This is a genomic window from Frigoribacterium sp. CFBP 13729 (assembly GCF_014841875.1).
Classification (GTDB): Bacteria; Actinomycetota; Actinomycetes; order Actinomycetales; family Microbacteriaceae; genus Frigoribacterium.
This window is the reverse complement of the sequence record NZ_JACYUR010000001.1, coordinates 408,733-434,534: the sequence shown is the minus strand read 5'-3', so window position 1 is coordinate 434,534 and position 25,802 is coordinate 408,733. Positions and strand designations below refer to the sequence as shown.

General features: G+C 72.3%; 26 protein-coding genes. 21 read left to right on the top strand and 5 right to left on the bottom strand.

Going from position 1 to position 25,802, the window contains the following annotated elements; all coding sequences use genetic code 11:
- Positions 1-36 precede the first annotated feature (36 nt).
- Entirely contained in the window at positions 37-309 is a 273-nt protein-coding gene (locus tag IFT77_RS01940) for a hypothetical protein (protein WP_123545960.1), read from the bottom strand.
- Between the two features lie 109 nt (positions 310-418).
- On the opposite strand from IFT77_RS01940, the gene IFT77_RS01935 reads away from it, so the two are divergent.
- Positions 419-1,309 (top strand): DUF817 domain-containing protein, encoded by an 891-nt coding sequence (locus IFT77_RS01935; RefSeq protein WP_192169084.1) that lies wholly within the window; start codon positions 419-421, stop codon positions 1,307-1,309.
- Here IFT77_RS01935 and coaBC read toward each other — a convergent pair.
- Positions 1,269-2,537 carry a bifunctional phosphopantothenoylcysteine decarboxylase/phosphopantothenate--cysteine ligase CoaBC gene (gene coaBC, locus IFT77_RS01930; RefSeq protein ID WP_192169484.1) on the bottom strand — a complete coding sequence of 423 codons (1,269 nt, stop codon included), beginning with the start codon at positions 2,535-2,537 and terminating at the stop codon, positions 1,269-1,271. The two genes, IFT77_RS01935 and coaBC, sit on opposite strands and share 41 nt — an antisense overlap.
- 208 nt (positions 2,538-2,745) lie before the next feature.
- Here coaBC and IFT77_RS01925 point away from each other — a divergent pair, with 208 nt between their 5' ends.
- The 4 genes from IFT77_RS01925 (at position 2,746) to IFT77_RS01910 (ending at position 5,957) form a co-directional block, all read left to right on the top strand.
- On the top strand, positions 2,746-3,498 hold the full coding sequence (locus tag IFT77_RS01925; RefSeq protein WP_192169083.1) for an NRDE family protein: 753 nt from the start codon (positions 2,746-2,748) through the stop codon (positions 3,496-3,498).
- Positions 3,499-3,612: 114 nt separating this feature from the next.
- Positions 3,613-4,479, top strand: a complete 867-nt coding sequence (locus IFT77_RS01920) for a transporter substrate-binding domain-containing protein (RefSeq protein WP_371740881.1) — start codon at positions 3,613-3,615, stop codon at positions 4,477-4,479.
- 1 nt (position 4,480) lies between these two features.
- Positions 4,481-5,146: an amino acid ABC transporter permease gene (locus IFT77_RS01915; protein ID WP_371740880.1), complete on the top strand. Its 666-nt coding sequence runs from the start codon at positions 4,481-4,483 to the stop codon at positions 5,144-5,146.
- Positions 5,133-5,957 (top strand): amino acid ABC transporter ATP-binding protein, encoded by an 825-nt coding sequence (locus tag IFT77_RS01910; RefSeq protein WP_192041730.1) that lies wholly within the window; start codon positions 5,133-5,135, stop codon positions 5,955-5,957. The genes IFT77_RS01915 and IFT77_RS01910 overlap by 14 nt, the downstream gene beginning before the upstream one ends.
- Positions 5,958-5,967: 10 nt before the next feature.
- On the opposite strand, the gene IFT77_RS01905 is transcribed toward IFT77_RS01910, so the two are convergent.
- From IFT77_RS01905 to IFT77_RS01895, 3 genes are read right to left on the bottom strand one after another with little or no spacing between them, the layout of a single operon-like run.
- A complete protein-coding gene (locus tag IFT77_RS01905; protein ID WP_192169082.1) occupies positions 5,968-7,287 on the bottom strand; it encodes an LLM class flavin-dependent oxidoreductase in 1,320 nt (439 codons plus the stop codon).
- Positions 7,284-8,702 carry a PLP-dependent transferase gene (locus IFT77_RS01900; protein WP_192041728.1) on the bottom strand — a complete coding sequence of 473 codons (1,419 nt, stop codon included), beginning with the start codon at positions 8,700-8,702 and terminating at the stop codon, positions 7,284-7,286. Before IFT77_RS01900 ends, IFT77_RS01905 begins: the two co-directional genes overlap by 4 nt.
- Positions 8,703-8,727: 25 nt before the next feature.
- Positions 8,728-9,954, bottom strand: a complete 1,227-nt coding sequence (locus tag IFT77_RS01895) for a cobalamin-independent methionine synthase II family protein (RefSeq protein ID WP_192169081.1) — start codon at positions 9,952-9,954, stop codon at positions 8,728-8,730.
- A 160-nt stretch (positions 9,955-10,114) separates the two neighbouring features.
- Between IFT77_RS01895 and IFT77_RS01890 the strand changes: the two genes are divergently transcribed.
- The 16 genes from IFT77_RS01890 (at position 10,115) to IFT77_RS01815 (ending at position 25,737) form a co-directional block, all read left to right on the top strand.
- Complete coding sequence (locus tag IFT77_RS01890; RefSeq protein WP_371740879.1) at positions 10,115-11,452, top strand: aminotransferase class V-fold PLP-dependent enzyme; 1,338 nt, start codon at positions 10,115-10,117, stop codon at positions 11,450-11,452.
- Entirely contained in the window at positions 11,449-11,898 is a 450-nt protein-coding gene (gene sufU, locus IFT77_RS01885) for a Fe-S cluster assembly sulfur transfer protein SufU (protein ID WP_192169079.1), read from the top strand. Before IFT77_RS01890 ends, sufU begins: the two co-directional genes overlap by 4 nt.
- A gap of 92 nt (positions 11,899-11,990) precedes the next feature.
- Positions 11,991-13,043, top strand: a complete 1,053-nt coding sequence (locus IFT77_RS01880; RefSeq protein ID WP_192169078.1) for a hypothetical protein — start codon at positions 11,991-11,993, stop codon at positions 13,041-13,043.
- Positions 13,040-14,614 (top strand): phenylacetate--CoA ligase family protein, encoded by a 1,575-nt coding sequence (locus IFT77_RS01875; RefSeq protein ID WP_192041723.1) that lies wholly within the window; start codon positions 13,040-13,042, stop codon positions 14,612-14,614. The genes IFT77_RS01880 and IFT77_RS01875 overlap by 4 nt, the downstream gene beginning before the upstream one ends.
- Before the next feature lie 179 nt (positions 14,615-14,793).
- On the top strand, positions 14,794-16,704 hold the full coding sequence (thrS, locus tag IFT77_RS01870) for a threonine--tRNA ligase (protein WP_244638438.1): 1,911 nt from the start codon (positions 14,794-14,796) through the stop codon (positions 16,702-16,704).
- A gap of 2 nt (positions 16,705-16,706) precedes the next feature.
- A complete protein-coding gene (locus tag IFT77_RS01865) occupies positions 16,707-17,315 on the top strand; it encodes an HIT domain-containing protein (RefSeq protein WP_213016643.1) in 609 nt (202 codons plus the stop codon).
- A 54-nt stretch (positions 17,316-17,369) separates the two neighbouring features.
- Positions 17,370-18,290, top strand: coding sequence for a pyridoxal 5'-phosphate synthase lyase subunit PdxS (pdxS, locus tag IFT77_RS01860; protein WP_192041721.1), 921 nt, complete (start codon positions 17,370-17,372; stop codon positions 18,288-18,290).
- A complete protein-coding gene (gene pdxT, locus IFT77_RS01855; protein WP_192169077.1) occupies positions 18,280-18,903 on the top strand; it encodes a pyridoxal 5'-phosphate synthase glutaminase subunit PdxT in 624 nt (207 codons plus the stop codon). The genes pdxS and pdxT overlap by 11 nt, the downstream gene beginning before the upstream one ends.
- 108 nt (positions 18,904-19,011) lie before the next feature.
- Positions 19,012-19,776, top strand: coding sequence for a YebC/PmpR family DNA-binding transcriptional regulator (locus tag IFT77_RS01850; protein WP_123545939.1), 765 nt, complete (start codon positions 19,012-19,014; stop codon positions 19,774-19,776).
- Positions 19,777-19,785: 9 nt separating this feature from the next.
- Positions 19,786-20,361 (top strand): crossover junction endodeoxyribonuclease RuvC, encoded by a 576-nt coding sequence (gene ruvC / locus IFT77_RS01845; RefSeq protein ID WP_192169076.1) that lies wholly within the window; start codon positions 19,786-19,788, stop codon positions 20,359-20,361.
- Positions 20,358-20,972 (top strand): Holliday junction branch migration protein RuvA, encoded by a 615-nt coding sequence (ruvA, locus tag IFT77_RS01840; protein ID WP_192169075.1) that lies wholly within the window; start codon positions 20,358-20,360, stop codon positions 20,970-20,972. Before ruvC ends, ruvA begins: the two co-directional genes overlap by 4 nt.
- Positions 20,969-21,994: a Holliday junction branch migration DNA helicase RuvB gene (gene ruvB, locus IFT77_RS01835; protein ID WP_192041717.1), complete on the top strand. Its 1,026-nt coding sequence runs from the start codon at positions 20,969-20,971 to the stop codon at positions 21,992-21,994. Before ruvA ends, ruvB begins: the two co-directional genes overlap by 4 nt.
- Positions 21,995-22,076: 82 nt before the next feature.
- Complete coding sequence (gene yajC / locus IFT77_RS01830) at positions 22,077-22,508, top strand: preprotein translocase subunit YajC (protein ID WP_192169074.1); 432 nt, start codon at positions 22,077-22,079, stop codon at positions 22,506-22,508.
- Between the two features lie 93 nt (positions 22,509-22,601).
- Complete coding sequence (gene secD, locus IFT77_RS01825) at positions 22,602-24,362, top strand: protein translocase subunit SecD (RefSeq protein ID WP_192169073.1); 1,761 nt, start codon at positions 22,602-22,604, stop codon at positions 24,360-24,362.
- Positions 24,362-25,375 (top strand): protein translocase subunit SecF, encoded by a 1,014-nt coding sequence (secF, locus tag IFT77_RS01820; RefSeq protein ID WP_192041714.1) that lies wholly within the window; start codon positions 24,362-24,364, stop codon positions 25,373-25,375. Before secD ends, secF begins: the two co-directional genes overlap by 1 nt.
- Entirely contained in the window at positions 25,372-25,737 is a 366-nt protein-coding gene (locus IFT77_RS01815; RefSeq protein ID WP_371740878.1) for a rhodanese-like domain-containing protein, read from the top strand. The genes secF and IFT77_RS01815 overlap by 4 nt, the downstream gene beginning before the upstream one ends.
- Positions 25,738-25,802: the final 65 nt, after the last annotated feature.

The following is a 25,802-nucleotide window of genomic DNA, read 5'->3' as shown; positions in this document are numbered from 1 at the left end:
CAGGGCCACGGCGGCCGGGCCGCCGCGGCGTGCCCGCTAGTCGTCGTGCTTCTTCGTCTTCTTCGTGGCGATGGCGTCCCGCTCGCCGCGCAGCGACTGCACGGTCTCGGGGTCGAGGAAGTCGACGAAGGGGTTCGGCTGGCCCGTCTTGTCGGCGACGACCTGGGTGTAGGCGGAGGCGGCCTGACGCACCTTCTCGGTGGCGCGGCCCGCGCGCTTGGCGCTCACGGGACGGTCGCTCATCACCTCGCCGTGGTGCTCGAGGGCCTTGACGAGGGACTTGAGGGCTGCGTCGATCTTCTTGCTCACGAGGGCATTGTGTCGCACGCAGGTTAACGCGCAAGTCGTCGTCCCCCGGTCGGCGGTCGACGTCCCCCACCGGCGACACGTGTCGATCTCCTCACCGCGGAGGAGCGAGATGCTCCCCGAGGACGACGCGCCGTCGGGTGCGCTGCTCGTAGCGTCGACCCGACGCCGACCCTCGGTGTCGTGGGAGGTCGTCGTGACCGGTGCACGATCCGTGGCGGGCAGCCGAGCAGGAGGCGCCGACCGCCTCCTCGAGGCCGGTCGCGACCTCGTCGCGTTCGGCGTGCAGCAGGCGCTGTCGTGCGCGTTCGCCGTGGCCGTGCTCGCGGGCCTCGCCCTGACGAGCGTCGTCGACCTCGGGCTGCCGCGCTACGACGCGATGCTGGTCTGGTGCGTGCTCGTGCAGGTCGTCTTCGTCGCGACCCGGCTCGAGACCCGTGACGAGCTCGTCGTGATCTGCCTGTTCCACCTGCTCGGCCTCGGTCTCGAGGTGTTCAAGGTGGCGGTCGGGTCGTGGTCGTACCCCGAGCCGGGCGTGCTGCGGATCGGCGACGTCCCGCTCTACAGCGGCTTCATGTACGCGGCGGTGGGCAGCTACGTCTGCCAGGCCTGGCGGCGTCTCGACCTGCGGGTCGACCGGCTGCGGATGCTGCCGACCCTCGCCCTCGCGCTCGCCTTCTACGTCAACTTCTTCACGAACCACTGGGTCGTCGACCTGCGCTGGGCGCTGCTCGGCGTGGCCGCCGTGCTGCTGGGACGCAAGGGGGTGACGTTCCGGGTGCGGGGCCGCGACCGGAGGATGCCCCTGCTCGTCGCCTTCGCCCTGATCGGCTTCTTCATCTGGGTCGCCGAGAACGCGGCGACCTTGATGGGCGCGTGGACCTACGCCTCCCAGGTCGACGGCTGGTCGATCGTGCACCCCAGCAAGATCGGGTCGTGGATGGTGCTCGTCGTCTTCAGCTTCACGCTCGTGGTGTGGCTGAAGCAGCGCCGAGCAGGCTGACCACGGCGTCGAGCAGGGCGCGCGCCGTGTCCGCCTTGGTGCCGCTCGACTCCCCGACGACGGCGCCCTCCCGACCGAGCAGGACCGCGACGGACTCGTCCCGGCCGAAGCCCTCGGCCCAGCCGACCTGGTTGAGCACGAGCAGGTCGGCGGGCTTCCGCGCGAGCTTGCGGCGGCCCAGGGCGATCAGGTCGTCCCGCCCGGTCGAGGTCTCGGCGGCGAAGCCCACGACGACCTGGCCCGTCCGGCGCCGTGCCACGAGGCCGGCCAGCACGTCGACGGTGCGCACCAGGTCGAGGGTGAGTCGGTCGCCCGCGTCGTCCTTCTTCAGCTTGGCGTCGGCGACGGAGGCGGGCGTCCAGTCCGCGACCGCGGCCGCCATCACGACGACGTCGGCCTCCTCGGCCGCCGTCGTGGTGGCGACGTCCAGCTCGGTCGCGGTGCCGGCGGTCCGCACCTCGACGCCCGCCAGCTGCGCGACCGCAGCCGCGACCTCGTCGTCGACGTGGGCCGCGACGAAGACCACGCGGGCGCCACGGGCCGTGGCCTCGCGGGCGACGGCGAGGCCCTGCTTGCCGCTCGAGCGGTTGCCGAGCCAGCGCACGGGGTCGAGGGGCTCGCGCGTCCCGCCGGCCGTGACGACGACGACGCGGCCGACGAGGTCGCGACCGGCTCTGTCACGCCGCCGCGCCTCCTCGGCCCGGCCCGCGACGACCGCGAGCGCCGCGTCGACGATCACGCCGGGCTCGCTCAGCCGGCCGGGGCCGCTGTCGCCGCCGGTCAGCGGGCCTTCGTCGGGACCGACCACGACGACGCCCCGCGCACGGAGCAGCGCCACGTTGTCGGTGGTCGAGGCCGCCTGCCACATCTGCGTGTGCATCGCGGGCGCGACGACGAGCGGCGCCGTGCTCGCGAGGACGGTCGTGCCGAGCAGGTCGTCGCTCAGCCCGTGGGCGAGCTTCGCGAGGGTGTGCGCGGTCGCCGGCGCGACGAGGATCAGGTCGGCCTGCTGGCCGAGGGCGACGTGGCGCACCTGGGCGACGTCGTCGAAGACGGAGGTGTGCACCGGGTTGCGGCTGATCGCCTCGAGGGTGGGGGCGCCGACGAACCGGAGGGCCGCCTCCGTGGGGACGACGTGCACGTCGTGGCCCCGCAGCACGAGCTCGCGCACCACGGACACGGCCTTGTAGGCGGCGATGCCGCCGCAGATGCCGACGACGACGGTCAGCCGGCGGGCGTCGGCGCCGACCGCGTCGTGGGCTGCGGCTGCGGCTGCTGCGATGTGGGCTTCTCCTGCGGCGTCGGCGGCGGCGGCGGTGCTGTCGGTCACGGTGGTGCCCCTGTCGGTCGGCCGCCGAGCTGGTGCCCGTCGGCGGGTAGCGTTGCAGCCACCACGATGCCGCATCCCGACGGATCGTGCCGGAGGAGGCCGCACCGTGTGCACCGTCGTCGTGTCCGTCGCTCCCGGCGCCGAGTGGCCGGTGGTGTTCCTCGGGCTCCGCGACGAGTCGGCCGACCGCCCCTGGGATCCGCCCGCCGCCTGGTGGCCCAAGCTCGGCGACCGCGTCGAGGGCCTGCACGACCGCGAGGCCGGGGGAGCCTGGCTGGCCACGGCGACCGGGCCGGCCCGCGCCTCCGTCGTCCTCAACCGGCGAGAGCAGCCGCCGGTCCCCGAGGGGGGCTGGCGCACCCGCGGCGCGCTGCCGCTCGAGGCGGCCGCCGCCGGAGAGCTGCCCAGCGGACGTCCCGCGACCCGCACCTTCAACCTCCTCTCGGCCGACGCCTCCGGAGCCGTCCACACGAGCTGGGACGGCGACCGACTCGCGAGCGTGCCGCTCTCGCCGGGCGTGCACGTCCTCACGCACGGTGCGCCCGACGACGACCAGGTGGCCCGAGTGGCGCGCTGGCTGCCCCGGTTCCGGGGCGTCGCCGCACCGGTGGGCCCGCTGCCCGAGCAGGACGAGGGCAGCTGGCGGCCGTGGCTCGACCTGCTGCGCGAGAGCAGTGGGCTGCCGCTGTCCGACGACGAGGCGCTGGTCCGGGCCGACCTGCTGCAGGGCACCTGGTTCGGCTCGCTCTCGCTCAGCCTCGTGGCGCTGTCCGCCGACCGCGTCGCCCACGAGCATCTCCGGCTCGACGCCGGCTCGGGCGTCGACCTGCCGGGCGCCCTCGCCGCCCGCCGACGCTGACCCGAGCGCCCTCGCCGACGTCACGAGACGACACGGGGAATCACCGCCGCGCCTGCGCGGTTAGGGTCGGAGGCCCGGCAGACCCGGGCAGCTCATCGACCAGGAAGATCACCCGTGACGTTCTCGACTCCCCGCCTCTCCCGCACGACCCGGATCCTCGCCGTCGGCGTCGCCTCCGCCGCAGCCCTGCTGCTGACGGCGTGCGCGCCCGCCTCGACCGACGACGTCGTCTCGCAGACCGGGAGCGCCACGGCGGACACCAGCGCGGCGAAGAGCCTCTCCGACATCCAGGACGCCGGCGTGCTCGTCATCGGCACCGAGGGCACCTACCAGCCCTTCACGTACCACGAGGGCGGTTCGGGAGCCCTGACCGGCTACGACGTCGACGTGGCCACCGCCGTCGCCGAGAAGCTCGGCGTCGAGCCCAGCTTCCAGGAGACCCAGTTCGACGCGCTGCTCGCGGGCCTCGACGCCGGTCGCTTCGACGTCGTCGCGAACCAGATCTCGATCACCGACGAGCGCGAGGCGACCTTCGACTTCTCGACGCCGTACACGGTCAGCCGCGGCGTCGTCGTGACCGCCGCCGACGACACCTCGATCACGTCGCTCGCCGACCTCGCCGGCAAGACGACCGCGCAGTCGCAGTCGAGCAACTTCTACGACACGGCGAAGGACGCCGGCGCCGACGTCCAGGTCGTCGAGGGCTGGGCCCAGTCGGTCGCCCTCGTCGAGCAGGGGCGCATCGACGCCACCGTCAACGACGAGCTCACCTTCCTCGACTACGTGAAGACCAACCCCGAGCAGGCGGCGGCGATCAAGATCGCGGCGACGACCGACGACGTGTCGCGCTCGGCGCTCGTGACGACCAAGGGCAGCGACGACCTCGTGCAGGCGATGGACGACGCGCTGGCGGAGCTGAAGGCCGACGGCACGCTGGCTCAGATCTCCTCCACGTACTTCGGCCAGGACGTCAGCGAGTAACGTGCAGTCCTCACTCGACCTCTTCGGCCGGGCGTTCTGGCCGATCGCGTCGGGTGCCCTGGTCGCCTCGATCCCGCTGGCCCTCGCCTCCATGGCGATCGGCCTGGTCATCGCCCTCGTCGTCGCGATGATGCGGTTGTCGGGGCGCGCCTGGCTGTCCGGGCTGGCGCGGTTCTACACGTCGGTGATCCGGGGCACGCCGTTGCTCGTGCAGCTGTTCGTCGTCTTCTACGGGCTGCCGTCCATCGGCGTGCGGCTCGACCCGTGGCCGAGCGCGATCATCGCGTTCTCGCTCAACGTCGGCGGCTACGCGGCCGAGGTGATCCGGGCGGCCATCCTCTCGGTGCCCAAGGGCCAGTGGGAGGCGGCGCACACCATCGGCATGTCGCGCGGCCTGGCGCTGCGGCGGATCATCCTGCCGCAGGCGGCGCGCGTCTCGGTGCCCCCGCTGTCGAACACGTTCATCAGCCTCGTCAAGGACACCTCGCTCGCCAGCGTCATCCTCGTCGTCGAGCTGTTCCGCCAGGCGCAGCAGATCGCGACCGTGTCGAACCAGTTCCTGCTGATCTACCTCGAGGCGGCCCTGATCTACTGGGTGATCTGCCTCGTGCTGTCGTTCGGGCAGGACGCCCTCGAGAAGAGACTGGACCGACATGTCGCCCGCTGACCCGCCCCTGTCCGGCGCCTCCGCCCGGCCGGGTCGCCCCGGCCAGGCGGCCGCGCTCGTCCTCCGCGTCGAGGGCCTCCGCAAGTCGTTCGGCGCCACGGAGGTGCTCAAGGGCATCGACCTCGAGGTGCGGCGCGGCCGGGTCGTGGCGATCATCGGGCCGTCCGGCTCGGGCAAGACGACCGTGCTGCGGTCCCTGAACAGCCTCGAGGTCCCCGACGCCGGGCGGGCGACCCTGTCCGACGGCCGGGTCGTGGACTTCGGCGGCAAGGTCGCGAAGCGCGACCTGCTCGCCCTCCGGGACCGGTCGTCCATGGTGTTCCAGCACTTCAACCTGTTCCCGCACCTCACCGTGCTGCAGAACGTGGTCGAGGGGCCGATCCGCGTCCAGGGCCGTGACCCCGAGGAGGCGCGGGCCGAGGCCCGTGAGCTCCTCGCGCGGGTGGGCCTCGCCTCCCGCGTCGACGCCTGGCCGGTCGAGCTCTCGGGCGGCCAGCAGCAGCGGGTCGGCATCGTCCGCGCCCTGGCCCTCCGGCCGGAGCTGCTGCTCTTCGACGAGCCCACCAGCGCTCTCGACCCCGAGCTCGTCGGCGACGTCCTGTCCGTCGTCAAGGAGCTCGCCGACGAGGGCTGGACGATGGTCGTCGTCACGCACGAGCTCGAGTTCGCCCGCCGGGTCGCCGACGAGGTCGTCTTCATGGACGACGGCGTCGTGGTCGAGCGCGGCGCCCCCGCCGAGGTGCTGAACCGCCCCCGCGAGCCGCGCACGCAGCAGTTCCTCCGCCGCGTGCTCAAGCCCCTCGACGACTGACCTCGCGCCGCTAGAAGTCGAAGAGGTTGGCCCGCAGGCCGCCGTCGCCGAGCTCCTGCCGCAGCACTCCGCGCCGCCGCAGCACCGGCACGAGCTCGTCGAGCATCCGGTGCACGGTGACGGGGTGCAGGTCGCCCGAGAAGATCATCCCGTCGCTGCCGCCGTCGTCGCCGAGCTCCTCGACGAAGTCCGCGAACTCGTCCGCCGTCCCGACGAACCCGGCCCGCTCGCTGACGAGCCCCTTGCGCGCCTTGACCGTGAGCAGATCGCGCAGGGTGGCGTCCGCGAACGACCCGGCACCGCCGAGCAGGCCCTTGACCGAGCCGTGCGAGACGTGCTCGCCGAAGATCGCCGGGTCGACCGTCCGGTCGAGGTCCAGCGTCGTCAGGTCGGTCTCGAGGTCGCTCGACTGGCCCAGCGCGATCGCCTCCAGCACGTCGTCGGACGGGTGCCGGGACGCCTCGACGACCCGGAGCGCCTCCTCGCGGCTCGGCACGATCTCGGGCTTGACGACGAAGAGCACGCGGATGTCCGACGGCGTCCGCCCTCGCTCGGCTGCCGCCGTCAGGATGCGTGCGCGGTAGTCGCGCACGCTCCCCGCGTCCAGCGGCGCGAGGGCCAGCTGCACGTCCGACTGCGTGCCCGCGAACGCGAGGCCGCGAGCCGAACCGCCAGGGGAGACGACGACCGGGTCGCCGCGCTCGAACGGCACCGCGTTGAGCGGGCCGGCGACGTCGAAGTGCTCGCCCACGTGCCGGAACGCGTCGAGCGCCGCCCCGTCGGCGAAGCGACCGGTGCCCGGGTCGGCGACCAGCGCCTCCTCGCCCCAGCTGTGCCACAGGCGTCGGACGACCGCCATCCACTCGTCGGCACGGTCGTAGGCGGCGTCGTGCCCGAGCGCGGGCAGGCCGAAGTGCCGGGCGCTGCCGGTGTCGGTGACGAGGTTGAGGCCGAAGCGGTCGTCGCTGAGGTGGGCCAGGGTCGCGAACTGACGCGCGGCGAGGTACGGCGGGTAGGCGCCGGCGTTGATCGTCGGAGCGATGCCGATGCGCGACGTCGCGGCGAACAGGTAGGGCGCCAGCATGAGCGGGTCGTGCTTCGGACCGCCGTAGGCGCCCCGGACGCGCAGGTCGAGGGTCTCGGGCGAGCCGAGCGACAGCGCGTCCTCCATGATCACCAGGTCGAGGCCGGCCTGCTCGAGCTCGCGCACCGACTGCTGGTAGAGCGCGGGCTTCGTCCAGTCGTGGTTCCACTCCCGGTACGGGTGGCCCCAGCCCTGCGGGCCGAAGCCGCGGGAGAAGAACCAGCCGAAGTGCTGCGGCCGGGTCACGCCGCGTCCTCCTCTGCGGCGGCCGGGTGCAGCCGAGGAGGCGCGGTGCCGGCCGGCCGCTCGGCTCCCTGCCCCGAGACGGTCGGCCCCCGGCGCACCGCCTCCAGGCCGCGCTCGAGGTCGCGGAGCAGGTCGTCGACGTCCTCGATGCCGACGGACAGCCGCAGCAGCCCGGGCCAGATGCCGGCGGCCCGCTGCTCGTCCGGCGTGCGGAGCGCGTGCGTCGTCGTGCCCGGGTGCAGGATCAGCGACCGGACGTCGCCGAGGTGGGTCATGCGGCTGACCAGCTCGACGGCGTCGACGAACAGCTCGGCCGCCGCGATCCCGCCGCGCAGCGTGAACGAGAAGACGCTGCCCGCGCCCCGGGGCAGGTACCGCTCGGCCAGGGCGTGGTGCGGGCTCGACGGGAGGCCCGCGTAGTCGACGGACTCGACCTCGTGCTGCTGCTCGAGCCACGTGGCGACGGCGAGGGCGTTGGCCGAGTGCCGCTCGACGCGGAGCGAGAGGGTCTCGACGCCCTGCTGGATGAGGAACGCGTTGAACGGCGAGGGCGCCGGCCCGATCCGGGCGGCCACGACCTCGCGGGCGTAGGCGAGCGCCGCCCGCGCCCCGAACCGCTCCGTGTAGCTCACGCCGGCCAGCGCACGACGCGGTTCGACCAGGTGCGGGAACCGCGGCGCGCCGCCCGCGTCGACCCCGGTCCAGTCGAACGCGTCGCCCGAGACGACCACGCCGCCGAGGGCGGTGCCGTGCCCCGCGAGGAACTTGCTCGCCGAGTGCACCACGAGGTCGGCCCCGTCGTCGAGGGGACGCCAGAGGTACGGCGACGCGAGCGTGTTGTCGACGACGAGCGGCAGACCCGCCTCGTGGGCCACCCCGGCGATCGCGGCCACGTCGAGCAGGTCGTTCTTCGGGTTCGGGATCGGCTCGCCGTAGAGCAGCTTCGTCTCGGGACGGATCAGCCGTCGCCACGCCTCGGGGTCGCCCGCGTCGTCGACGAACGAGACGTCGATGCCGAGCCGGGCGAAGTTGTCAACGAAGATGCCGCGCGTGCCCTCGTAGATGCTGCTCGCGCTGACCAGGTGGTCGCCCGCCTCGAGCAGTGCGAGCAGGGCGACCGTGATCGCCGCCTGCCCGGTGCCGACGAGCAGCGCGTCCGTGCCGTGCTCGAGCAGCGCGAGGCGGCGCTCGACCGCGGCCGTGGTGGGGTTGCCGCTCCGGGTGTAGACGTAGCCGGGGTCGTCGCCGGCGAAGCGGTCCCTGGCCTGGGCGAAGTCGTCGAAGACGAAGCCCGCGCTGAGGTGGATCGGCGAGACGCGGGCGCCGAAGTCGCCGTCGGTCGCCGCGCCTCCGTGCACCTGCTCGGTGGTGAACCCGTGCCGGTCGTGGTCTGCTCGCGGGTGTGCCTGGCTCACCGTGCGCCTCCTCTGGTCCGTGTGCTCAGCCGAACAGCCGCGAGCTCGCGATGCGCGCGCCCTCGCCGAGCGCGGCGAGCTTCGCCACGGCGATCTGCGGGTGGATGCGTCCGCCGAGCCCGCAGTCGGTCGAGGCGACGACCCGTTCGGGCCCCACCACCGACGCGAACGCCTCGATGCGGTCCGCGACGAGCTCGGGGTGCTCGACGACGTTCGTCGCGTGGCTCACGATGCCGGGGATGATCTTCTTGTGCGCCGGCAGGTCGAGGTCGCGCCAGACCTTCCACTCGTGCTCGTGCCGCACGTTGGCCGCCTCGAACGAGTACGCGCCGGCGGTGATCTCGAGCATGAGGTCGGCGATGTGCCGGAACTCGATGTCGGTGGTGTGCGGTCCGTGCCAGCTGCCCCAACAGAGGTGGAACCGGATCTGGTCCTCGGGCAGGCCGCGCAGGGCGTGGTTCAGCGCCTCGACCCGGATGCGCGTGAAGGCGCGGTAGTCCTCGACGCTCGGCTCGGGGACGATCTGGTCCCAGTTCTCGGCGATCGACGGGTCGTCGATCTGCACCGTGAGGCCGGCCTCGACGATCGCCGTGTACTCCTCGCGCAGCACCTCGGCCCAGGCCCAGATGTGCTCCTCCTCGGTCGCGTAGAAGTCGTTCGCGATGCGCGCGCCGCTGCCGGGCGACAGCGACGTGATGAAGCCGGACGACGGGTCGGCGCCGGTCGCCGCGAGCCCCGCCTTGAGGTTGGCGATGTCGGAGGCGATGGCCGACTGCCCGACGTACACGAGCGGCCCCGTGGTGCTGGGGAACGCGGTCGCGGTCTTGCCGGTGCTGATGCCCGAGGTCGGGTCCTGGTAGGCGTCGGCGAAGATCGTCCAGTCGCGCCGGTCGGGGAACGACGTCAGCCGCACGTCCCCCGGCGACGAGCGCACCGGCTCCTGAGAGAAGATGTCCGCGCCCGTGACGGTCAGGCCCGAGACCCGCTGGAACGAGTACGACCACCAGGCGCCGTAGTCGACCGCGCTCGTCATGGCCTTGCCGTACTCGCCGTCGCCGACGACGGTGATGCCGAGGTCCTGCTGGCGGCGAACGAGGTCGACCACCGCGGCGGTCAGCAGCTCGTCGAAGTCGGGCGTGCGCTCGAGCGTGAGGCCGTCGTCGGCCAGGCGGCGGGCGTCGTTGGCCGCGATGAGCTCGGGCGTGCGGGGCAGGCTTCCCGCGTGGCTGGTCTCGATCCTCTGGTTCGTCATGTGCCGATGGTGGACCTCGGTCCCGCCGGTGTCACGTGGCTGCGTCACGCGCCGTCACGAAGGCGCAGGAGGCGGCGGTGCGGGAACAGGACGGGCACGCTGGTCGTTGCCCCCGTCGACCGCCGACCGGCCCTGGCTACGATCGTCGGGAAGGGACACCGTGACTCAGACACCGCAGCAAGCTCAGACACCGCAACAGACCGCCGCTCCCGCCCGCCCCCTCGACGACGTCGAGGTCGAGCGACTCCGCGCCGACTTCCCGATCCTCGCGCAGCAGGTCTCGGGCGAGCCCCTGGCCTACCTCGACTCCGGCGCGACGGCGCAGCGCCCGCGCTCGGCGCTCGACGCCGAGCGCCGGTTCCTCGAGACCGACAACTCGGCCGTGCACCGCGGCGCGCACACCCTCGCCGCCCTCGCGACCGAGGCGTTCGAGGAGGCGCGCGAGACCGTCGCGCGCTTCGTGGGCGCCGCCTCCCACGAGGTCGTCTGGACGGCGAACGCGACCGACGCGATCAACCTGGTCGCGCACGGCTTCACGGCCGCGACCCTCGGCCGCGGCGGCGAGGCCGCCCGCCGTTTCGCGCTCCGCCCGGGCGACGAGATCGTCGTGACGGAGGCCGAGCACCACGCGAACCTCGTTCCCTGGCAAGAGGTGGCGGCCACCACCGGGGCCGTCCTGCGCGTCGTGCCGGTCGACGACGACGGCGTCTGGACGCTCGACGACGCCCGTGCCGTCGTCACCGAGCGCACGCGGGTGCTCGCCTTCGCCCACGTGTCGAACGTGACCGGGCTGGTGGCGCCCGTCGAGCAGCTGGTCGAGCTCGCCCACGGGGTCGGCGCGCTGGTCGTGCTCGACGCCTGCCAGTCGGTGCCCCACCGCCCCGTCGACGTCCGCGCCCTCGGCGTCGACTTCGCCGCGTTCTCCGGCCACAAGATGCTCGGGCCCACCGGCATCGGCGTGCTCGTCGGCCGTGGCGAGCTGCTCGACGCCCTGCCCCCGTTCCGCACGGGAGGCTCGATGATCACCACCGTGACGCTCGAGTCCGCCGAGTACCTGCCCGCGCCCCAGCGCTTCGAGGCCGGCACGCAGCCGGTCTCGCAGGCCGTCGCCCTCGCCGAGGCCGTGCGATACCTCGAGGCCGTCGGCCTCGAGCGCGTCCGCGACCACGAGGAGGCGCTGGCCGAGCAGCTGGTGGTCGGCCTGTCTGCGCTCCCGGGGGTCCGCGTCGTCGGCCCGCCCGCCGGCGTGCCGCGGTCGGGCCTCGCCAGCTTCGTCGTCGACGGTGTGCACGCGCACGACGTCGGCCAGTACCTCGACGCCCAGGGGATCGCCGTGCGCGTCGGCCACCACTGCGCGCAGCCCCTGCACCGGCGGCTGGGCGTGACGGCGACGACGCGGGCGAGCACCTACCTGTACACGACCGCCGCCGAGGTCGACCGTCTGGTCGCCGGCGTCGCCGGGGTCCGCGGCTACTTCGGGGCGGAGGACGCCCGATGAGCGCCTCCCTCGACTCGCTCTACCAGCAGGTGATCCTCGACCACGCGAAGGCGCGGCACGGCGACGGCGAGCTCCCTGCCGCCGACGCCGAGCACTTCGAGCGGAACCCGACCTGCGGCGACGAGATCACGGTGCGGGTCCGGCTCGAGCCGGGCACCGACCGCATCGCCGACCTGCGCTGGCAGGGCGCGGGGTGCAGCATCTCGATGGCGTCGGCGTCCGTCCTCTCCGGTCTCGCGCCGGGTCGGTCGCTGCCCGAGCTCGCGGCGCTCGTGGGCGAGTTCCGCACGATGATGAGGTCGCGGGGCGCGGGGGAGCCCGACGACGAGGTGCTCGGCGACGCCGTCGCGCTGCACGGCGTCTCGAAGTTCGTCATGCGGGTGAAGTGCGGCATGCTCGCCTGGGTCGCGGCCGAGGCCTGCGGCGCGGAGCTCGCGGCCCGCTGACACCAGCGCACCAGCGCACCAGCTCGTGCGCCGCCCCCGGTTCATCCCTGAGGTGCAGGTGGGCAGGCCGTCGCCGCCACTAGTGTCGGCCCATGGAACCTCGGGGGAGCGACCGGCCGACGACGCCCTGGCCGGAACTGATCGAGCAGGCGCGGCACTACCCGTCGCCGCACAACTCGCAGCCGATCGTCGTGCAGCCGACGTCGCCGACGACCGCGACCGTCTGGTACGACCTCGACCGGGGCCTCCCCGCCGAGTCGTTCGGCATCCCGTTCGCCCACGTCTGCGGCGGGGTGTTCCTCGCCGGCCTCGCGATCGTCGCCCGTGCCCAGGGCTTCGTCGTCCGCGAGGCGCTCGACCTCGCACCGATGGACTTCGGCGGGGACGCCCGGCTGCACCGCCTGGCCGAGGTCGTGCTCGAGCCGCACGAGGCGACCGACGCCGACCGCGCCGCCCGCGACGCCTTCCTCGCCCGGCAGACGTCGCGCCGCCCCTACGACGCGACGACCGTGGACGAGGAGGTGCTGGCCGGCGCCCGCGCGATCGCCGCCTCCCACGGGCACCTCCTCCGCAGCACGACCGACGCCGCGACGGTCGACGACGTCGTCCGCATCAACCAGGAGACGCTCTTCGACGACCTGCAGGACGACGACGTGCACGCCGAGATCATGACCTGGCTGCGCTTCTCGGCGAAGCACGCGGCAGAGACCGGCGACGGCCTGAGCGCCGAGACCATGTTGATGCCGGGGCCGGTGCTCCGGTTCGCCATGGGCCACCGCGGCCTCTGGACGGCGCCGGTCGTCGGCGACGCCGTCAGGCGGGTCTACCTCGGCACCATGAAGGGCGTCCGCCAGCTCGCCTGGCTGGAGGGCCCGTTCGCGGGCCCCGCCGACCACGTCGAGGCGGGCCGGGCGTTCCTCGAGGTGTGGCTCGAGCTGTCGCGGCACGGCGTCGCCCTGCACCCGTTCGGCACCGTCATCACCAACCCGCGGTCGCACGCCGCGTTCGTCCGCGCCGTCGACGTCGACGAGCAGGACGGGCGCATGGCCTGGATGCTGTTCCGGCTGGGGCGGAGCGCTCCGCCGCCCGTGGCCCACCGACGCCCGGCCGCCGCGATGACGATCGGGGCGGGGGAGGGACGATGAAGCGGCTCGTGGTCTTCACGCTCCTCCGGGTCGTCGACGGCCTCGTCAAGCTCGCGATGCCCCGGGTCGAGACGCACCGCCTCCTGCTCGTCCCCGGCATCGAGCCGCTGCGCTGGCGGCTCGGGCGCTGGCGCGCCTGGCGCACCATGGAGCGAGCGGCGCGGTCGGTGCCCGCCTACCGGGCGTTCCTCCGGGAGCACGGGCAGGGCCGTCGCCTCGACACCCGTGACGGCGTCGAGGCGGCGTTCGCCCGACTGCCCGAGATGGACAAGGAGTCGTACGTCAAGCGCTGGAGCATCGCCGAGCGCTGCCTCGGCGGCCGCCTCCCGCGCCGAGGGGTGGTCGTCGACGAGTCGTCGGGCAGCTCGGGCGTGCCGACGAGCTGGGTGCGCGGCCCCGACGAGCGCCAGGCCACGAGACAGCTGCTGCAGCTCGGGTTCGCCCGCACGTCGGCCGAGCTGCCGCACCCGCCGTTCGTGCTCAACGCGTTCTCGCTCGGCGCCTGGGCCACCGGCATGAACGTCACCGCGTCGCTCACCGAGTCGACGATGATCAAGTCGATCGGACCTGACCCGGACAAGATCATCCAGACGATGCGCGAGTTCGGCACCGGCTTCACCTACGTCATCCTCAGCTACCCGCCGTTCCTCAAGGGCCTCTTCGAGGACGACCGGCTCGACTGGTCGCAGTACACCATCGTCGCCGCGTTCGGGGGCGAGGGCATCAGCGAGAACATGCGCGGACACATCCTCAAGTACGCCCGCGCGGTCCTCGGCTCGTACGGCGCGAGCGACCTCGAGATCAACCTCGGCATCGAGACCGAGTTCACCGTGGCCCTCCGCCGTGCGATCGCCGACGACCCCGACCTCGCGGCCCGGCTCACCCGGCAGCAGGAGTACGGCGTGCTGCCGATGATCTTCCAGTTCAACCCCTTCGGGTACCTGATCGAGACGAACGAGGCCGGCGAGCTCGTCGTCACGATCGCCCGCGCCGAGAACATCAGCCCCCGCATCCGCTACAACATCCACGACCGGGGGCACGTCACCCGGATGCGCGACGTCCTGCCGGTGCTGCGCGAGAAGGGGCTGTCGGCGGTCGTCGCCGAGAAGTTCCTCGACCTGCCGCTGCTGTTCCACTACGGCCGGAGCGACCTCTCGGTCGACTACAACGGCGCCGTCGTCGCGCCCGACGCCCTCCGCGACGTGCTCCAGGGCGACCCTGCCCTGCTGCAGGCCGTCGAGAACCACCGGCTCATCGCCTTCGAGGACGCGGCGGGCGACCGTCAGCTGCACATCGCGCTGCAGCTCTCGGCCCACGCCGGCGACGTCGACACCGGCCCGTGGCGCGACGTCGTCGTGAGCGGCCTGCGGCGCCTGAACCTCGACTTCTCGAACGCGATCCGCACCGCGGCGCCCGCGACCCTCCCCACCGTCGCCTTCTACGCGCACCGGACGGGCCCCTTCGCCCGCGACGGCGCGAAGCTGAAGAACGAGTACGTCTGGCAGCTCGGCCCCGGCGAGGTCGACCAGCACGACCTCGACCTGGGCTGGACGGCGCCGAGGGAGGCCTGACCGGCGGCGTCCGCCGCTGCCGGCGGCACTAAACTGGCGCGCGTCCCCTCGATCGTCAGGAGCCCTCCACCGTGTCAGACCAGCCTGCCCCCGCCGCCCTCGCCGCCGCACCTGAGACCGTCGAGGCGACCGAGACCACGACGGGGCTCGAGCTGTTCACGGACAAGGGCGTCGTCGCGATGCGCGTCGCCGGCGAGCTGCGCGACCTCGCGTCCGAGCTGCACCCGGGCGACGTCGCCGAGGCCGTCACCGTCGGCTCGCCCGACGGCCTGGCCGTGTTGCGGCACTCGGCCGCGCACGTCATGGCGCAGGCCGTGCAGGGCATCAACCCGGAGGCGAAGCTCGGCATCGGCCCGCCCGTCACCGACGGCTTCTACTACGACTTCGACGTCGCCGAGCCCTTCACCCCCGACGACCTCAAGGCGATCGAGAAGGGCATGGAGCGGATCATCCGCCAGGGCCAGCGCTTCCGCCGCCGCGTCGTCACCGAGGCCGAGGCCCGCGCCGAGCTCGCCGGCGAGCCCTACAAGCTCGAGCTGATCGGCCTCAAGGGCGGCTCGGCCGACGAGATCGGCGACGACGGCGAGTCCGTCGAGGTGGGCGGTGCCGAGCTGACCATCTACGACAACGTCGACCCGAAGTCCGGCGACGTGCTCTGGTCCGACCTCTGCCGCGGCCCGCACGTGCCGAGCACCCGCGTCCTCGGCAACGCCACGAAGCTGATGCGCGTCGCCGCCGCCTACTGGCGCGGCTCGGAGAAGAACCCGCAGCTGCAGCGCATCTACGGCACCGCCTGGCCCACGAAGGACGAACTGCGCGAGTACCAGGCTCGCCTCGAGGAGGCGGCGAAGCGCGACCACCGCAAGCTCGGCGTCGAGCTCGACCTCTTCTCGTTCCCGGACGAGATCGGCTCGGGCCTCGCGATCTTCCACCCGAGGGGCGGCATCATCCGTCGCGAGATGGAGGACTACTCCCGCCGTCGCCACGAGGCCGCCGGCTACGACTTCGTGTACACGCCGCACATCACCAAGGCGAGCCTGTTCGAGACCTCGGGCCACCTCGGCTGGTACAAGGACGGCATGTTCCCGGCCATGAAGCTCGACGAGGCCCGGAACGACGAGGGCGAGGTCACCCGCCAGGGCGCCGACTACTACCTCAAGCCGATGAACTGCCCGATGCACATCCTCGCGTACCGCTCGCAGCCGCGGTCGTACCGCGACCTGCCGATGCGCCTCTTCGAGTTCGGGACCGTCTACCGCAACGAGAAGTCGGGCGTCATCCACGGCCTCACCCGCGTGCGGGGCATGACCCAGGACGACGCGCACATCTTCACCACGCGCGAGAAGATGAAGGAGGAGCTGACCGGCACCCTGAACTTCGTCCTGTCCCTGCTCCGTGACTACGGCCTGACCGACTTCTACCTCGAGCTCTCGACGAAGGACCCGGTCAAGTACGTCGGCGACGACGACATCTGGGACACCGCGACGCAGACCCTCCGCGAGGTCGCGGAGGAGTCCGGCCTCGAGCTCGTCCCCGACCCGGGCGGAGCCGCGTTCTACGGCCCCAAGATCTCGGTGCAGGCCCGCGACGCCATCGGCCGCACCTGGCAGATGTCGACCGTCCAGCTCGACTTCAACCTGCCCGAGCGCTTCGAGCTCGAGTACGCGGCCGCGGACGGCACCCGGCAGCGTCCCGTCATGATCCACCGTGCGCTGTTCGGCACCATCGAGCGCTTCTTCGGCGTCCTCACCGAGCACTACGCCGGGGCGTTCCCCGTGTGGCTGTCCCCGGTCCAGGTCGTGGCGATCCCCGTGGCCGACGAGTACGGCGACTACCTCGACGACGTGGTGCGCCAGCTGCGCGAGAAGGGCGTCCGCGCCCAGGTCGACCACGGCGACGACCGGTTCCCCAAGAAGATCCGCACGCACACGAAGTCCAAGGTGCCCTTCCAGCTCATCGCGGGCGAAGAAGACCGCGCCGCCGGTGCAGTGAGCTTCCGCTACCGCGACGGCTCCCAGGAGAACGGCGTGCCCGTCGCCGACGCCGTGGCGAAGATCCTCGAGGCGATCGAGACGAAGGCCCAGGTCTGACCGTGGGGGCGGGCGCCGACGAGCTGCCGGCCGACGTCGACCCGGTCGGCGACGAGTCGGCGCGCGTCGAGTCGGCGGACGACTTCGCGTCGGCGCCCGACGCGTTCCAGCGCCTCTGGACGCCGCACCGTGCCGTGTACGTCAGCCGCGGCCAGGGCGCCCACGACGACGCGTGCCCGTTCTGCGCCGCGCCCTCGCGCAGCGACGAGGAGGCGCTGATCGTCGCCCGGGGGCAGCACGCGTTCGTCCTGCTGAACCTGTACCCGTACAACCCCGGCCACCTGCTGGTCTGCCCCTACCGGCACATCTCGACCTACGACCTGGCCACGCCCGACGAGGTCGCCGAGATCGGCGCGCTGACCCAGGCCGCCATGCGCGTCGTCCGCGAGGTCTCGCACGCCCAGGGCTTCAACATGGGCATGAACCAGGGGTCGGTCGGCGGTGCCGGCATCGCCGAGCACCTGCACCAGCACGTGGTGCCGCGCTACGGCGGCGACTCGAACTTCTTCCCGATCATCGCCCAGACCAAGGCCGTCACCCAGCTGCTCGGAGACGTCCGCGAGGCGCTGGCGGCTGCCTGGCCCGCCGGGGGAGACCAGGCCACTCGGTGACGAGCGGCACATCGGCGACGCACGCCCCCGGGCAGCGCCTAAACTGAGGCCATCATGAGCGACAGCACCCCCACCTCCGTCCCGTCCGCCGGCAGCACGACCGGATCGGACCGCGTCAAGCGCGGTCTCGCCGAGATGCTCAAGGGCGGCGTCATCATGGACGTCGTCGACGTCGAGCAGGCGAAGATCGCCGAAGAGGCCGGCGCCGTCGCCGTCATGGCCCTCGAGCGCGTGCCCGCCGACATCCGCTCGCAGGGCGGCGTCGCCCGCATGAGCGACCCCGACATGATCGACGAGATCATCGCGGCCGTCTCGATCCCCGTCATGGCGAAGGCGCGCATCGGCCACTTCGTCGAGGCACAGATCCTCCAGACGCTCGGCGTCGACTACATCGACGAGTCCGAGGTGCTGAGCCCCGCCGACTACGTCAACCACATCGACAAGTGGAACTTCACGGTCCCCTTCGTCTGCGGTGCGACGAACCTCGGCGAGGCGCTCCGTCGCATCACCGAGGGCGCCGCCATGATCCGCTCCAAGGGCGAGGCCGGCACCGGCGACGTGTCCGAGGCGACCAAGCACATCCGCACCATCTCGAAGGAGATCGCGCAGCTGCAAGGGCTCAAGACCGACGAGCTGTACGTGGCCGCGAAAGAGCTGCAGGCGCCGTACGAGCTCGTCAAGGAGATCGCGGAGACCGGCAAGCTGCCCGTCGTCCTCTTCACCGCCGGCGGCGTCGCGACGCCCGCCGACGCGGCGCTGATGATGCAGCTGGGCGCCGACGGCGTCTTCGTGGGCTCCGGCATCTTCAAGTCGGGCAACCCCGCCGAGCGAGCCGCTGCGATCGTGAAGGCCACGACGTTCTTCGACGACCCGCAGGTCGTCGCCGACGCGTCGCGTGGCCTCGGCGAGGCCATGGTCGGCATCAACGTGCCCGACCTGCCCGCGCCGCACCGCCTCGCCGAGCGTGGCTGGTAGCCGACACGAGGAGGCGGCGGCCCCGCGGGTCGGGGTCCTCGCCCTCCAGGGCGACTTCCGTGAGCACCTCGCGGTGCTGACCTCCCTCGGAGCGGTCGCCGTGCCCGTGCGCCGGCCCGACGAGCTCGCGGGCGTGTCGGGTCTCGTCATCCCGGGCGGCGAGTCGACCGTGATGGACAAGCTCAGCCGCACCTTCGGCATGGCCGAGCCGTTGCGTGCCGCCGTCGACGCAGGCCTGCCCGTCTACGGGACGTGCGCCGGGCTGATCATGCTCGCCGACCGGGTCGTCGACGGCTCCGCCGGGCAGCGCACGATCGGCGGCCTCGACGTCGCCGTGCGCCGCAACGCCTTCGGCGGACAGAACGAGTCGTTCGAGACCGACCTCCTCGTGCCCGTCGTGGGCGACGAGCCCGTGCACGCGGTCTTCATCCGGGCGCCCGTGGTGGCCGAGGTCGGTCCGCTCGCCACGGCGGTGGGCGTCCTGGACGACGGTCGGGTCGTCGCCGTCGAGCAGGGAAACCTGCTCGGCACGTCCTTCCACCCCGAGGTGACCGGCGAGCTCCGGTTCCACGCGCGGTTCCTCGAGAAGGCGCGCGCCTGGTCCTCGCGCTGACGCGCCTCCTCGTCCCGGGCCCTGCCCGGTCCTGACCCGTCGCTGCCGCCCCGGCGGCGGGCCTGCCGGTAGGATGGTCCGGATCGTCAACCGGAAGTGAGGAGCACCGTGTCCGGGCATTCCAAGTGGGCCACGACCAAGCACAAGAAGGCCGTCATCGACAGCCGTCGCGCCAAGTCGTTCGCCAAGCTCATCAAGAACATCGAGGTCGCGGCCAAGCAGGGCGGGGCCGACATGTCCGGCAACCCGACGCTCGTCGACGCCGTCCAGAAGGCCAAGAAGACCTCGGTCCCCAACGACAACATCGACCGCGCCGTCAAGCGCGGCGCGGGCCTCAGCGGCGAGTCCGTCGACTACCAGACCATCGTCTACGAGGGCTACGGCCCCAACGGCGTCGCCCTGCTGATCGAGTGCCTCACCGACAACAAGAACCGCGCGGCGGCGAACGTCCGTACGGTCATGTCGCGCAACGGCGGCACCATGGCCGACCCGGGCAGCGTCGCCTACAACTTCAGCCGCAAGGGGGTCATCGCGGTCATGAAGACCGGCGAGCTCAGCGAGGACGACGTGCTGGCCGCGGTGCTCGACGCCGGTGCCGAAGAGGTCACCGACCGCGGCGAGGGCTTCGAGATCGTGACCGAGCCGTCCGACCTGGTGCCCGCGCGCACGGCGCTCCAGGAGGCCGGGATCGACTACGACTCCGCCGACGTCGAGTTCGTCCCCGGCCTCAAGATCGAGGTCGACCTCGAGACCGCCCGCAAGGTGTTCCGCCTCGTCGACGCGCTCGACGACGACGACGACGTGCAGAACGTCTACGCCAACTACGACGTCCCCGCCGACGTGCAGGCCGCGCTCGACGACGACGACGACTGAGCCGCCGAGGTGACCCTGCGGGTGCTCGGCATCGACCCCGGCCTGACCCGCTGCGGGGTCGGCGTCGTCGAGGTCGACGCGACCCGCCGGGCCACCCTCGTGGCGGTGACCGTGATCCGGTCGCCGGCCGACATGCCGCTCGAGCAGCGCCTCCTCACGATCGGGCGCGGCATCGAGGAGCTCGTCGACGAGCACCGTCCCGACGCGATGGCCATCGAGCGCGTCTTCGCGCAGAACAACCTGTCGACCGTGATGGGCACCGCCCAGGTGAGCGGCCTGGCGCTGCGCGCCGCCGCCGAGCGCTCCGTCCCCGTGGCCATGCACACGCCGTCCGAGGTCAAGGCGGCCGTGACCGGCTACGGCTCGGCGGACAAGGCCCAGGTGGGCGCAATGGTCGCCCGCCTGCTCGGCCTCGCCGAGGCCCCGAAGCCCGCCGACGCCGCCGACGCCCTGGCCCTGGCGATCTGCCACGCGTGGCGTCGTGGCGGCCTCCCCTCGGCACCGGCCGGCGGCGGTCTCACGGCCGCGCAGAAGGCGTGGCGCGAGGCGGAGAAGTCGGCGCGGACTCCTAGGCTGGGCAGATGATCTCGAGCGTCCGCGGCACCGTGCTGTCCGCCTCCGGAACCAGCGTCGTCGTCGAGGTCGGGGGAGTGGGCCTCCGGGTCGGCGTGACGCCTCAGCTCGCCCTCACGGCGACGGTCGGCACGACGCTCCACCTGTTCACGACGCTGATCGTGCGAGAAGACGACCTCTCGCTCTTCGGCTTCGCCGAGCTCGAAGAACTCGAGGTGTTCGACCTGCTGCGGAGCGTCACCGGAGTCGGCCCGAAGTCGGCCCAGGGCGTGCTCGCCACGCTCAGCCCGTCGCAGGTCGCGCACGCGGTCGCCGACGACGACGACGCGCCCTTCCGACGCGTGTCCGGCATCGGGCCCAAGACCGCGAAGCTGATCGTCCTCTCGTTGGCGGGCAAGCTCGACGTCCGGGCCGCCGCCCCCACCGTGACCGCCGCCTCCTCGACCTCGGCCGACGTCCTCACGGCCCTCGTCGGGCTGGGCTGGTCCGAGAGGGAGGCGCAGGCCGCCGTCGACTCGGTGGTCGCCGACCGCGGGCCCGACGTCGCCGTCTCCGTGCCGTCGCTCCTGCGTGCCGCCCTCGGCCACCTCGGCCCGCAGAAGTCGCTGGGCGCGCGCGCGTGAGCGACGCCGACCTCACCCGACCCGTCGTCGAGTCCGAGGCCGAGCTCGCCTTCGAGGGCGCGCTCCGCCCCACCTCGCTCGACGAGTTCGTCGGCCAGAAGAAGGTGCGCGGACAGCTCGAGCTGCTGCTCAAGGCGGCGTCGATGCAGGGCCGGACCCCTGACCACATCCTCATGGCGGGTCCTCCCGGGCTCGGCAAGACCACCCTCGCGATGATCGTCGCGCACGAGAGCGGCCGGCCGCTCCGGATGTCGTCCGGCCCGGCCATCCAGCACGCGGGCGACCTCGCCGCCGTGCTCTCGGCCCTCGTCCCCGGCGAGGTGCTCTTCATCGACGAGATCCACCGCATGGCGCGCTCGGCGGAAGAGATGCTGTACCTCGCCATGGAGGACTACCGGATCGACATCATGGTCGGCAAGGGCGCCGGGGCGACGAGCATCCCGCTCGAGCTGTCGCCGTTCACGCTCGTCGGCGCCACCACGCGGAGCGGCATGCTGCCGAACCCCCTGCGCGACCGGTTCGGCTTCACGGCCAACCTCGAGTTCTACGACGCCGCCGAGCTCACCGAGGTGCTCCGCCGCGCCGCGACCCTGCTCGGCATCCCCGTCGACGGCGACGCCCTGGCCGAGATCGCCGGTCGGTGCCGGGGCACGCCGCGCATCGCCAACCGCCTGCTCCGTCGCGTCCGCGACTACTCGCTCGTCCACGGACGGGACGCCGACCTGGCGACGGTGCGGGACGCCCTGGCCCTCTACGACGTCGACGACCTCGGCCTCGACCGGCTCGACCGCGAGGTCCTGTCGACCGTGCTCACGAGGTTCGGCGGCGGCCCCGTCGGGCTCGGCACGCTCGCCGTCTCGGTCGGGGAAGAGGCGGACACGATCGAGTCCGTCGTCGAGCCGTTCCTCGTCCGCATCGGCCTGCTGATCCGCACCCCCCGGGGCCGCGTGGCGACGCCGGAGGCCTGGCGGCACTTCGGGCTGCCGCGCCCGTCAGGGGCGCTCTTCGGCGATGAACTATGATCGCCGCTAGGCCTGTCGGCGCGAGGCACCCTCACCACCGCCCGCGCCGCCCATCCCCCCGAGCTTCGAAAGGCAGTTCCTCATGGACGCCACAACAATCATCATGGTCCTCCTCCTGGTGGTCCTCGTCTTCTTCATGTTCCGCAACAAGCGCAAGCGCGACGCCCAGCAGGCGACGCTGCAGTCGAAGATGGTCCCCGGCGTCGAGGTGATGCTGAGCTTCGGCGTCTACGGCACGCTCGTCTCGATCGACGACGAGGCCAACGTCGCCGAGGTCGAGGTCTCGCCCGGCACCGTCCTGCGCGTGCACCGCCAGACCCTGGGCCGCGTCGTCGAGCCCGTCGCCGACGACGCCGTGGTCTCCGACGCCGACGAGCTCGACGCCCGCCCGGCTGACGACCTGATCGTCGACGACAGCACGACCGCCGACCGCACGTCGCCCGCCTACGGCGAGCGGGTCGACGAGACGCGCCTCGACTCCACCACCGACACGGACAAGCCGAACAAGGCCTGACCCGCCGACAGCCGGGGCCCACTCGTGAGCCCCGGCCCAGACGACGGCGCGCGCCCCTCGGGGCGCGCGCTCCCATGAGAAAGCAGAACCTCCGTGGCACGTTCGACGCCGGTCAAGAAGGCAATTCGTTCCCTGACGTGGTTGCTCGTCATCATCGCCGGCCTCGCCGCGCTGAACGGCACCGCCACCGCCCTCAACGACTCGGGTCGTGACGGCTGGTGGGACGGCGCGAGCTGGGTCCCCGAGCTGGCGCTCGACCTGCAGGGCGGCACGCAGATCACCCTCGCCGCGCAGCTCGACAACGGCCAGTCCGTGTCCAGCCAGCAGCTCGACCAGGCCGTGACGATCATCCGCCAGCGCATCGACAGCGCCGGCGTCTCCGAGTCGGAGATCACCCGCCAGGGCGCGCAGAACATCGTCGTGTCGATCCCCGGCCGGCCCGACAACGAGACGCTCGAGCGCATCGAGGCCTCGGCCAAGCTGACCTTCCGCCCCGTGCTCTACACGGAGGCCGTGAGCAACGCCGCGGTGGGCGGCGACGCCGACGCCACGGCGAGTCCCTCGGCGACGCCCTACACGCCCAACCCCGACCTCAACTCGACCCCGACGGCCTCGCCGACGAACGCCTCCGACCTGAACTGGATCACGGAGCAGCTCGCGGACGAGTACACGAACTACCAGTGCGCCGCCGACAACGACCTGTCGACCGCTCGCGACGACGAGCCGCTCGTCACCTGCTCGACCGACGGCACCGCCAAGTTCATCCTCGGCCCGGTCGAGGTGCAGGGCAGCGACATCAGCGACGCCACCAACGGCCTCGCCACCGACTCGCAGGGCAACTCGACGAACACGTGGGCCGTCAACCTCGAGTTCGACCGCCAGGGCACCGACCGGTTCAGCGACGTCACGTCGCGGCTGGTGGCCCTGCAGGCCCCGCAGAACCAGTTCGCGGTGACGCTCGACAACCAGGTGATCACGGCCCCGTCCGCGAACGCCGCCATCACCGACGGCAAGGCCCAGATCACGGGCTCGTTCACGCAGGACACCTCGAAGACCCTGGCCGACCAGCTCAAGTTCGGCGCCCTGCCGATCAGCTTCTCCGTGCAGAGCAACGAGAACATCACCGCGACCCTGGGCCAGACCCAGCTGGTCAGCGGCCTGATCGCCGGCCTCATCGGCCTGATCCTCGTCGTGATCTACTCCCTGATCCAGTACCGCGCGCTCGCCTTCGTCACCGTCCTGTCGCTGATGATCGCCGCGCTGCTCACGTACCTCGTGATCGCGATCCTGTCCTGGCGAGAGGGCTACCGGCTCTCCCTCGCCGGCGTGACGGGGTTGATCGTGGCGATCGGCATCACGGCCGACTCGTTCATCGTCTACTTCGAGCGCATCCGCGACGAGCTGCGCGACGGCCGGATCCTCGAGAGCGCCGTCGAGTCCGGCTGGAAGCGCGCGATCCGCACGATCGTCGCCTCCGACACCGTGAACTTCCTCGCCGCCATCACCCTGTTCATCCTCGCGGTGGGCAACGTGAAGGGCTTCGCCCTCACGCTCGGCATCACGACGGTGATCGACCTGATCGTCGTCGCGCTCTTCACGCACCCGATGCTGCAGCTGATCGCCCGCACGCGGTTCTTCGGCGAGGGCCACGCGTTCAGCGGGCTGAACCCGAAGGCGCTCGGCGCCGTGTACCGCGGTCGGGCCCAGTTCCGCACCCCCGTCCCCACGGGGGCCCGCAAGGGCGCGGGCGGCCGAGAGGCTGCCAAGCGCCAGACCATCGCCGAACGCAAGGCGGCAGAGAGCACGAGCACCCGGGTCGACGACTCTGCGCGCGGTGAAGGGAAGGACAGCTGATGGCCAGCTTCTCCAAGTTCGGCAACGACCTCTACACGGGGGCCCGTTCCTACGACATCGTGGGCCGCCGGCGCACGTGGTACATCATCGCCGCGGTCGTCATCGTGATCTGCGCGACTGTGCCGTTCCTCCGGGGCGGCTACCACTTCGGCATCGAGTTCACCGGCGGCTCCGAGTTCCAGGTGGCCCAGCCCGCCGAGCTCGACCAGGACGTCGCGACGCGGACGGTCGACGACGTCGCCCCGGGCTCGAACCCCCGGGTCACGCAGGTCGGCAGCGACACGATCCGCGTGCAGACCTCGCAGCTCGAGGCGACGCAGACCAACGACGTGGCCGACGCCCTGGCCACGGCCTACGACGTCCCCGCCGAGCGCGTCACCTCCTCGTTCATCGGCGCCTCCTGGGGAGCCGACATCACGGGCCAGGCCATCAAGGGCCTCGTGATCTTCCTGATCCTCGCGGCCATCGGCATGACGCTCTACTTCCGCACCTGGAAGATGTCGCTCGCCGCCATGACGGCGCTGCTGCACGACCTCGTGCTCACCGCCGGGATCTACGGCATCGTGGGCTTCGAGGTCACGCCCGCCGCGGTGATCGGCTTCCTCACGATCCTCGGCTACTCCCTCTACGACACCGTCGTGGTCTTCGACAAGATCCGCGAGAACACCGCAGAAGACGGCGAAGGCTCGAGGCGCACCTTCGGCCAGTCGATCAACCTGGCGATCAACCAGACGCTGGTCCGGTCGATCAACACCTCGGTCGTCGCCCTGCTGCCCGTCGCCGCGATCCTCTTCATCGGCGCCTTCGTCCTCGGTGCGGGCACGCTCCGGGACATCTCGCTCGCCCTCTTCATCGGCATCCTGGTCGGCACCTACTCGACGATCTTCATCGCGTCCCCGCTCTACGCGACGCTCCGGATCGGCGAGCCTGACATCAAGAAGCGCGACGACCGCAAGCGCGCCGATCGTGCGCGTGACGCCGACGCCGCGGCGGCCTCGGTGATCGCGTCGTGAGCGCGCCCCTGGGCGGTGGCCCCGCCTCCTCGATGCCCGAGGTGACCGCGCAGGAGGCGGTGGCCCTGGTCGGCGACGGCGCCTACCTCCTCGATGTGCGCGAGCAGTCGGAGTGGGACGCGGGCCACGCCTCGCGGGCCGTGCTCCTCCCGCTCTCCGAGCTGGGCGAGCGGGTGGACGAGGTCCCCACGGACCGGGACGTGCTCGTCGTCTGCCACTCGGGCATGCGCTCGATGCGGGCCACGGCCGCGCTCCGCCGCGCGGGCCTGCGGGCCGTGAACGTCGAGGGCGGCATGCTCGCCTGGCGAGACGCGGACGGCGACGTCGTCAGCGACGGCGACGCCCGCCCGACGGTCGACTGACCGGGAGCGAGTAGCGTTGTCCCGACTCGTGCACGACCCGACGCCCGTTCCCGGAGGCGCGTCAC

Bases quoted from the DNA above. Each gene is read 5' to 3' on its own strand.
- IFT77_RS01935 (WP_192169084.1), top strand. From the start codon at position 419: ATGCTCCCCGAGGACGACGCGCCGTCGGGTGCGCTGCTCGTAGCGTCG.
- IFT77_RS01910 (WP_192041730.1), top strand. From the start codon at position 5,133: ATGTCGCCCGCTGACCCGCCCCTGTCCGGCGCCTCCGCCCGGCCGGGT.
- IFT77_RS01895 (WP_192169081.1), bottom strand. From the start codon at position 9,954: ATGACGAACCAGAGGATCGAGACCAGCCACGCGGGAAGCCTGCCCCGC.
- sufU (WP_192169079.1), top strand. From the start codon at position 11,449: ATGAGCGCCTCCCTCGACTCGCTCTACCAGCAGGTGATCCTCGACCAC.
- IFT77_RS01880 (WP_192169078.1), top strand. From the start codon at position 11,991: ATGGAACCTCGGGGGAGCGACCGGCCGACGACGCCCTGGCCGGAACTG.
- IFT77_RS01875 (WP_192041723.1), top strand. From the start codon at position 13,040: ATGAAGCGGCTCGTGGTCTTCACGCTCCTCCGGGTCGTCGACGGCCTC.
- thrS (WP_244638438.1), top strand. From the start codon at position 14,794: ATGCGCGTCGCCGGCGAGCTGCGCGACCTCGCGTCCGAGCTGCACCCG.
- pdxS (WP_192041721.1), top strand. From the start codon at position 17,370: ATGAGCGACAGCACCCCCACCTCCGTCCCGTCCGCCGGCAGCACGACC.
- ruvA (WP_192169075.1), top strand. From the start codon at position 20,358: ATGATCTCGAGCGTCCGCGGCACCGTGCTGTCCGCCTCCGGAACCAGC.
- yajC (WP_192169074.1), top strand. From the start codon at position 22,077: ATGGACGCCACAACAATCATCATGGTCCTCCTCCTGGTGGTCCTCGTC.
- secF (WP_192041714.1), top strand. From the start codon at position 24,362: ATGGCCAGCTTCTCCAAGTTCGGCAACGACCTCTACACGGGGGCCCGT.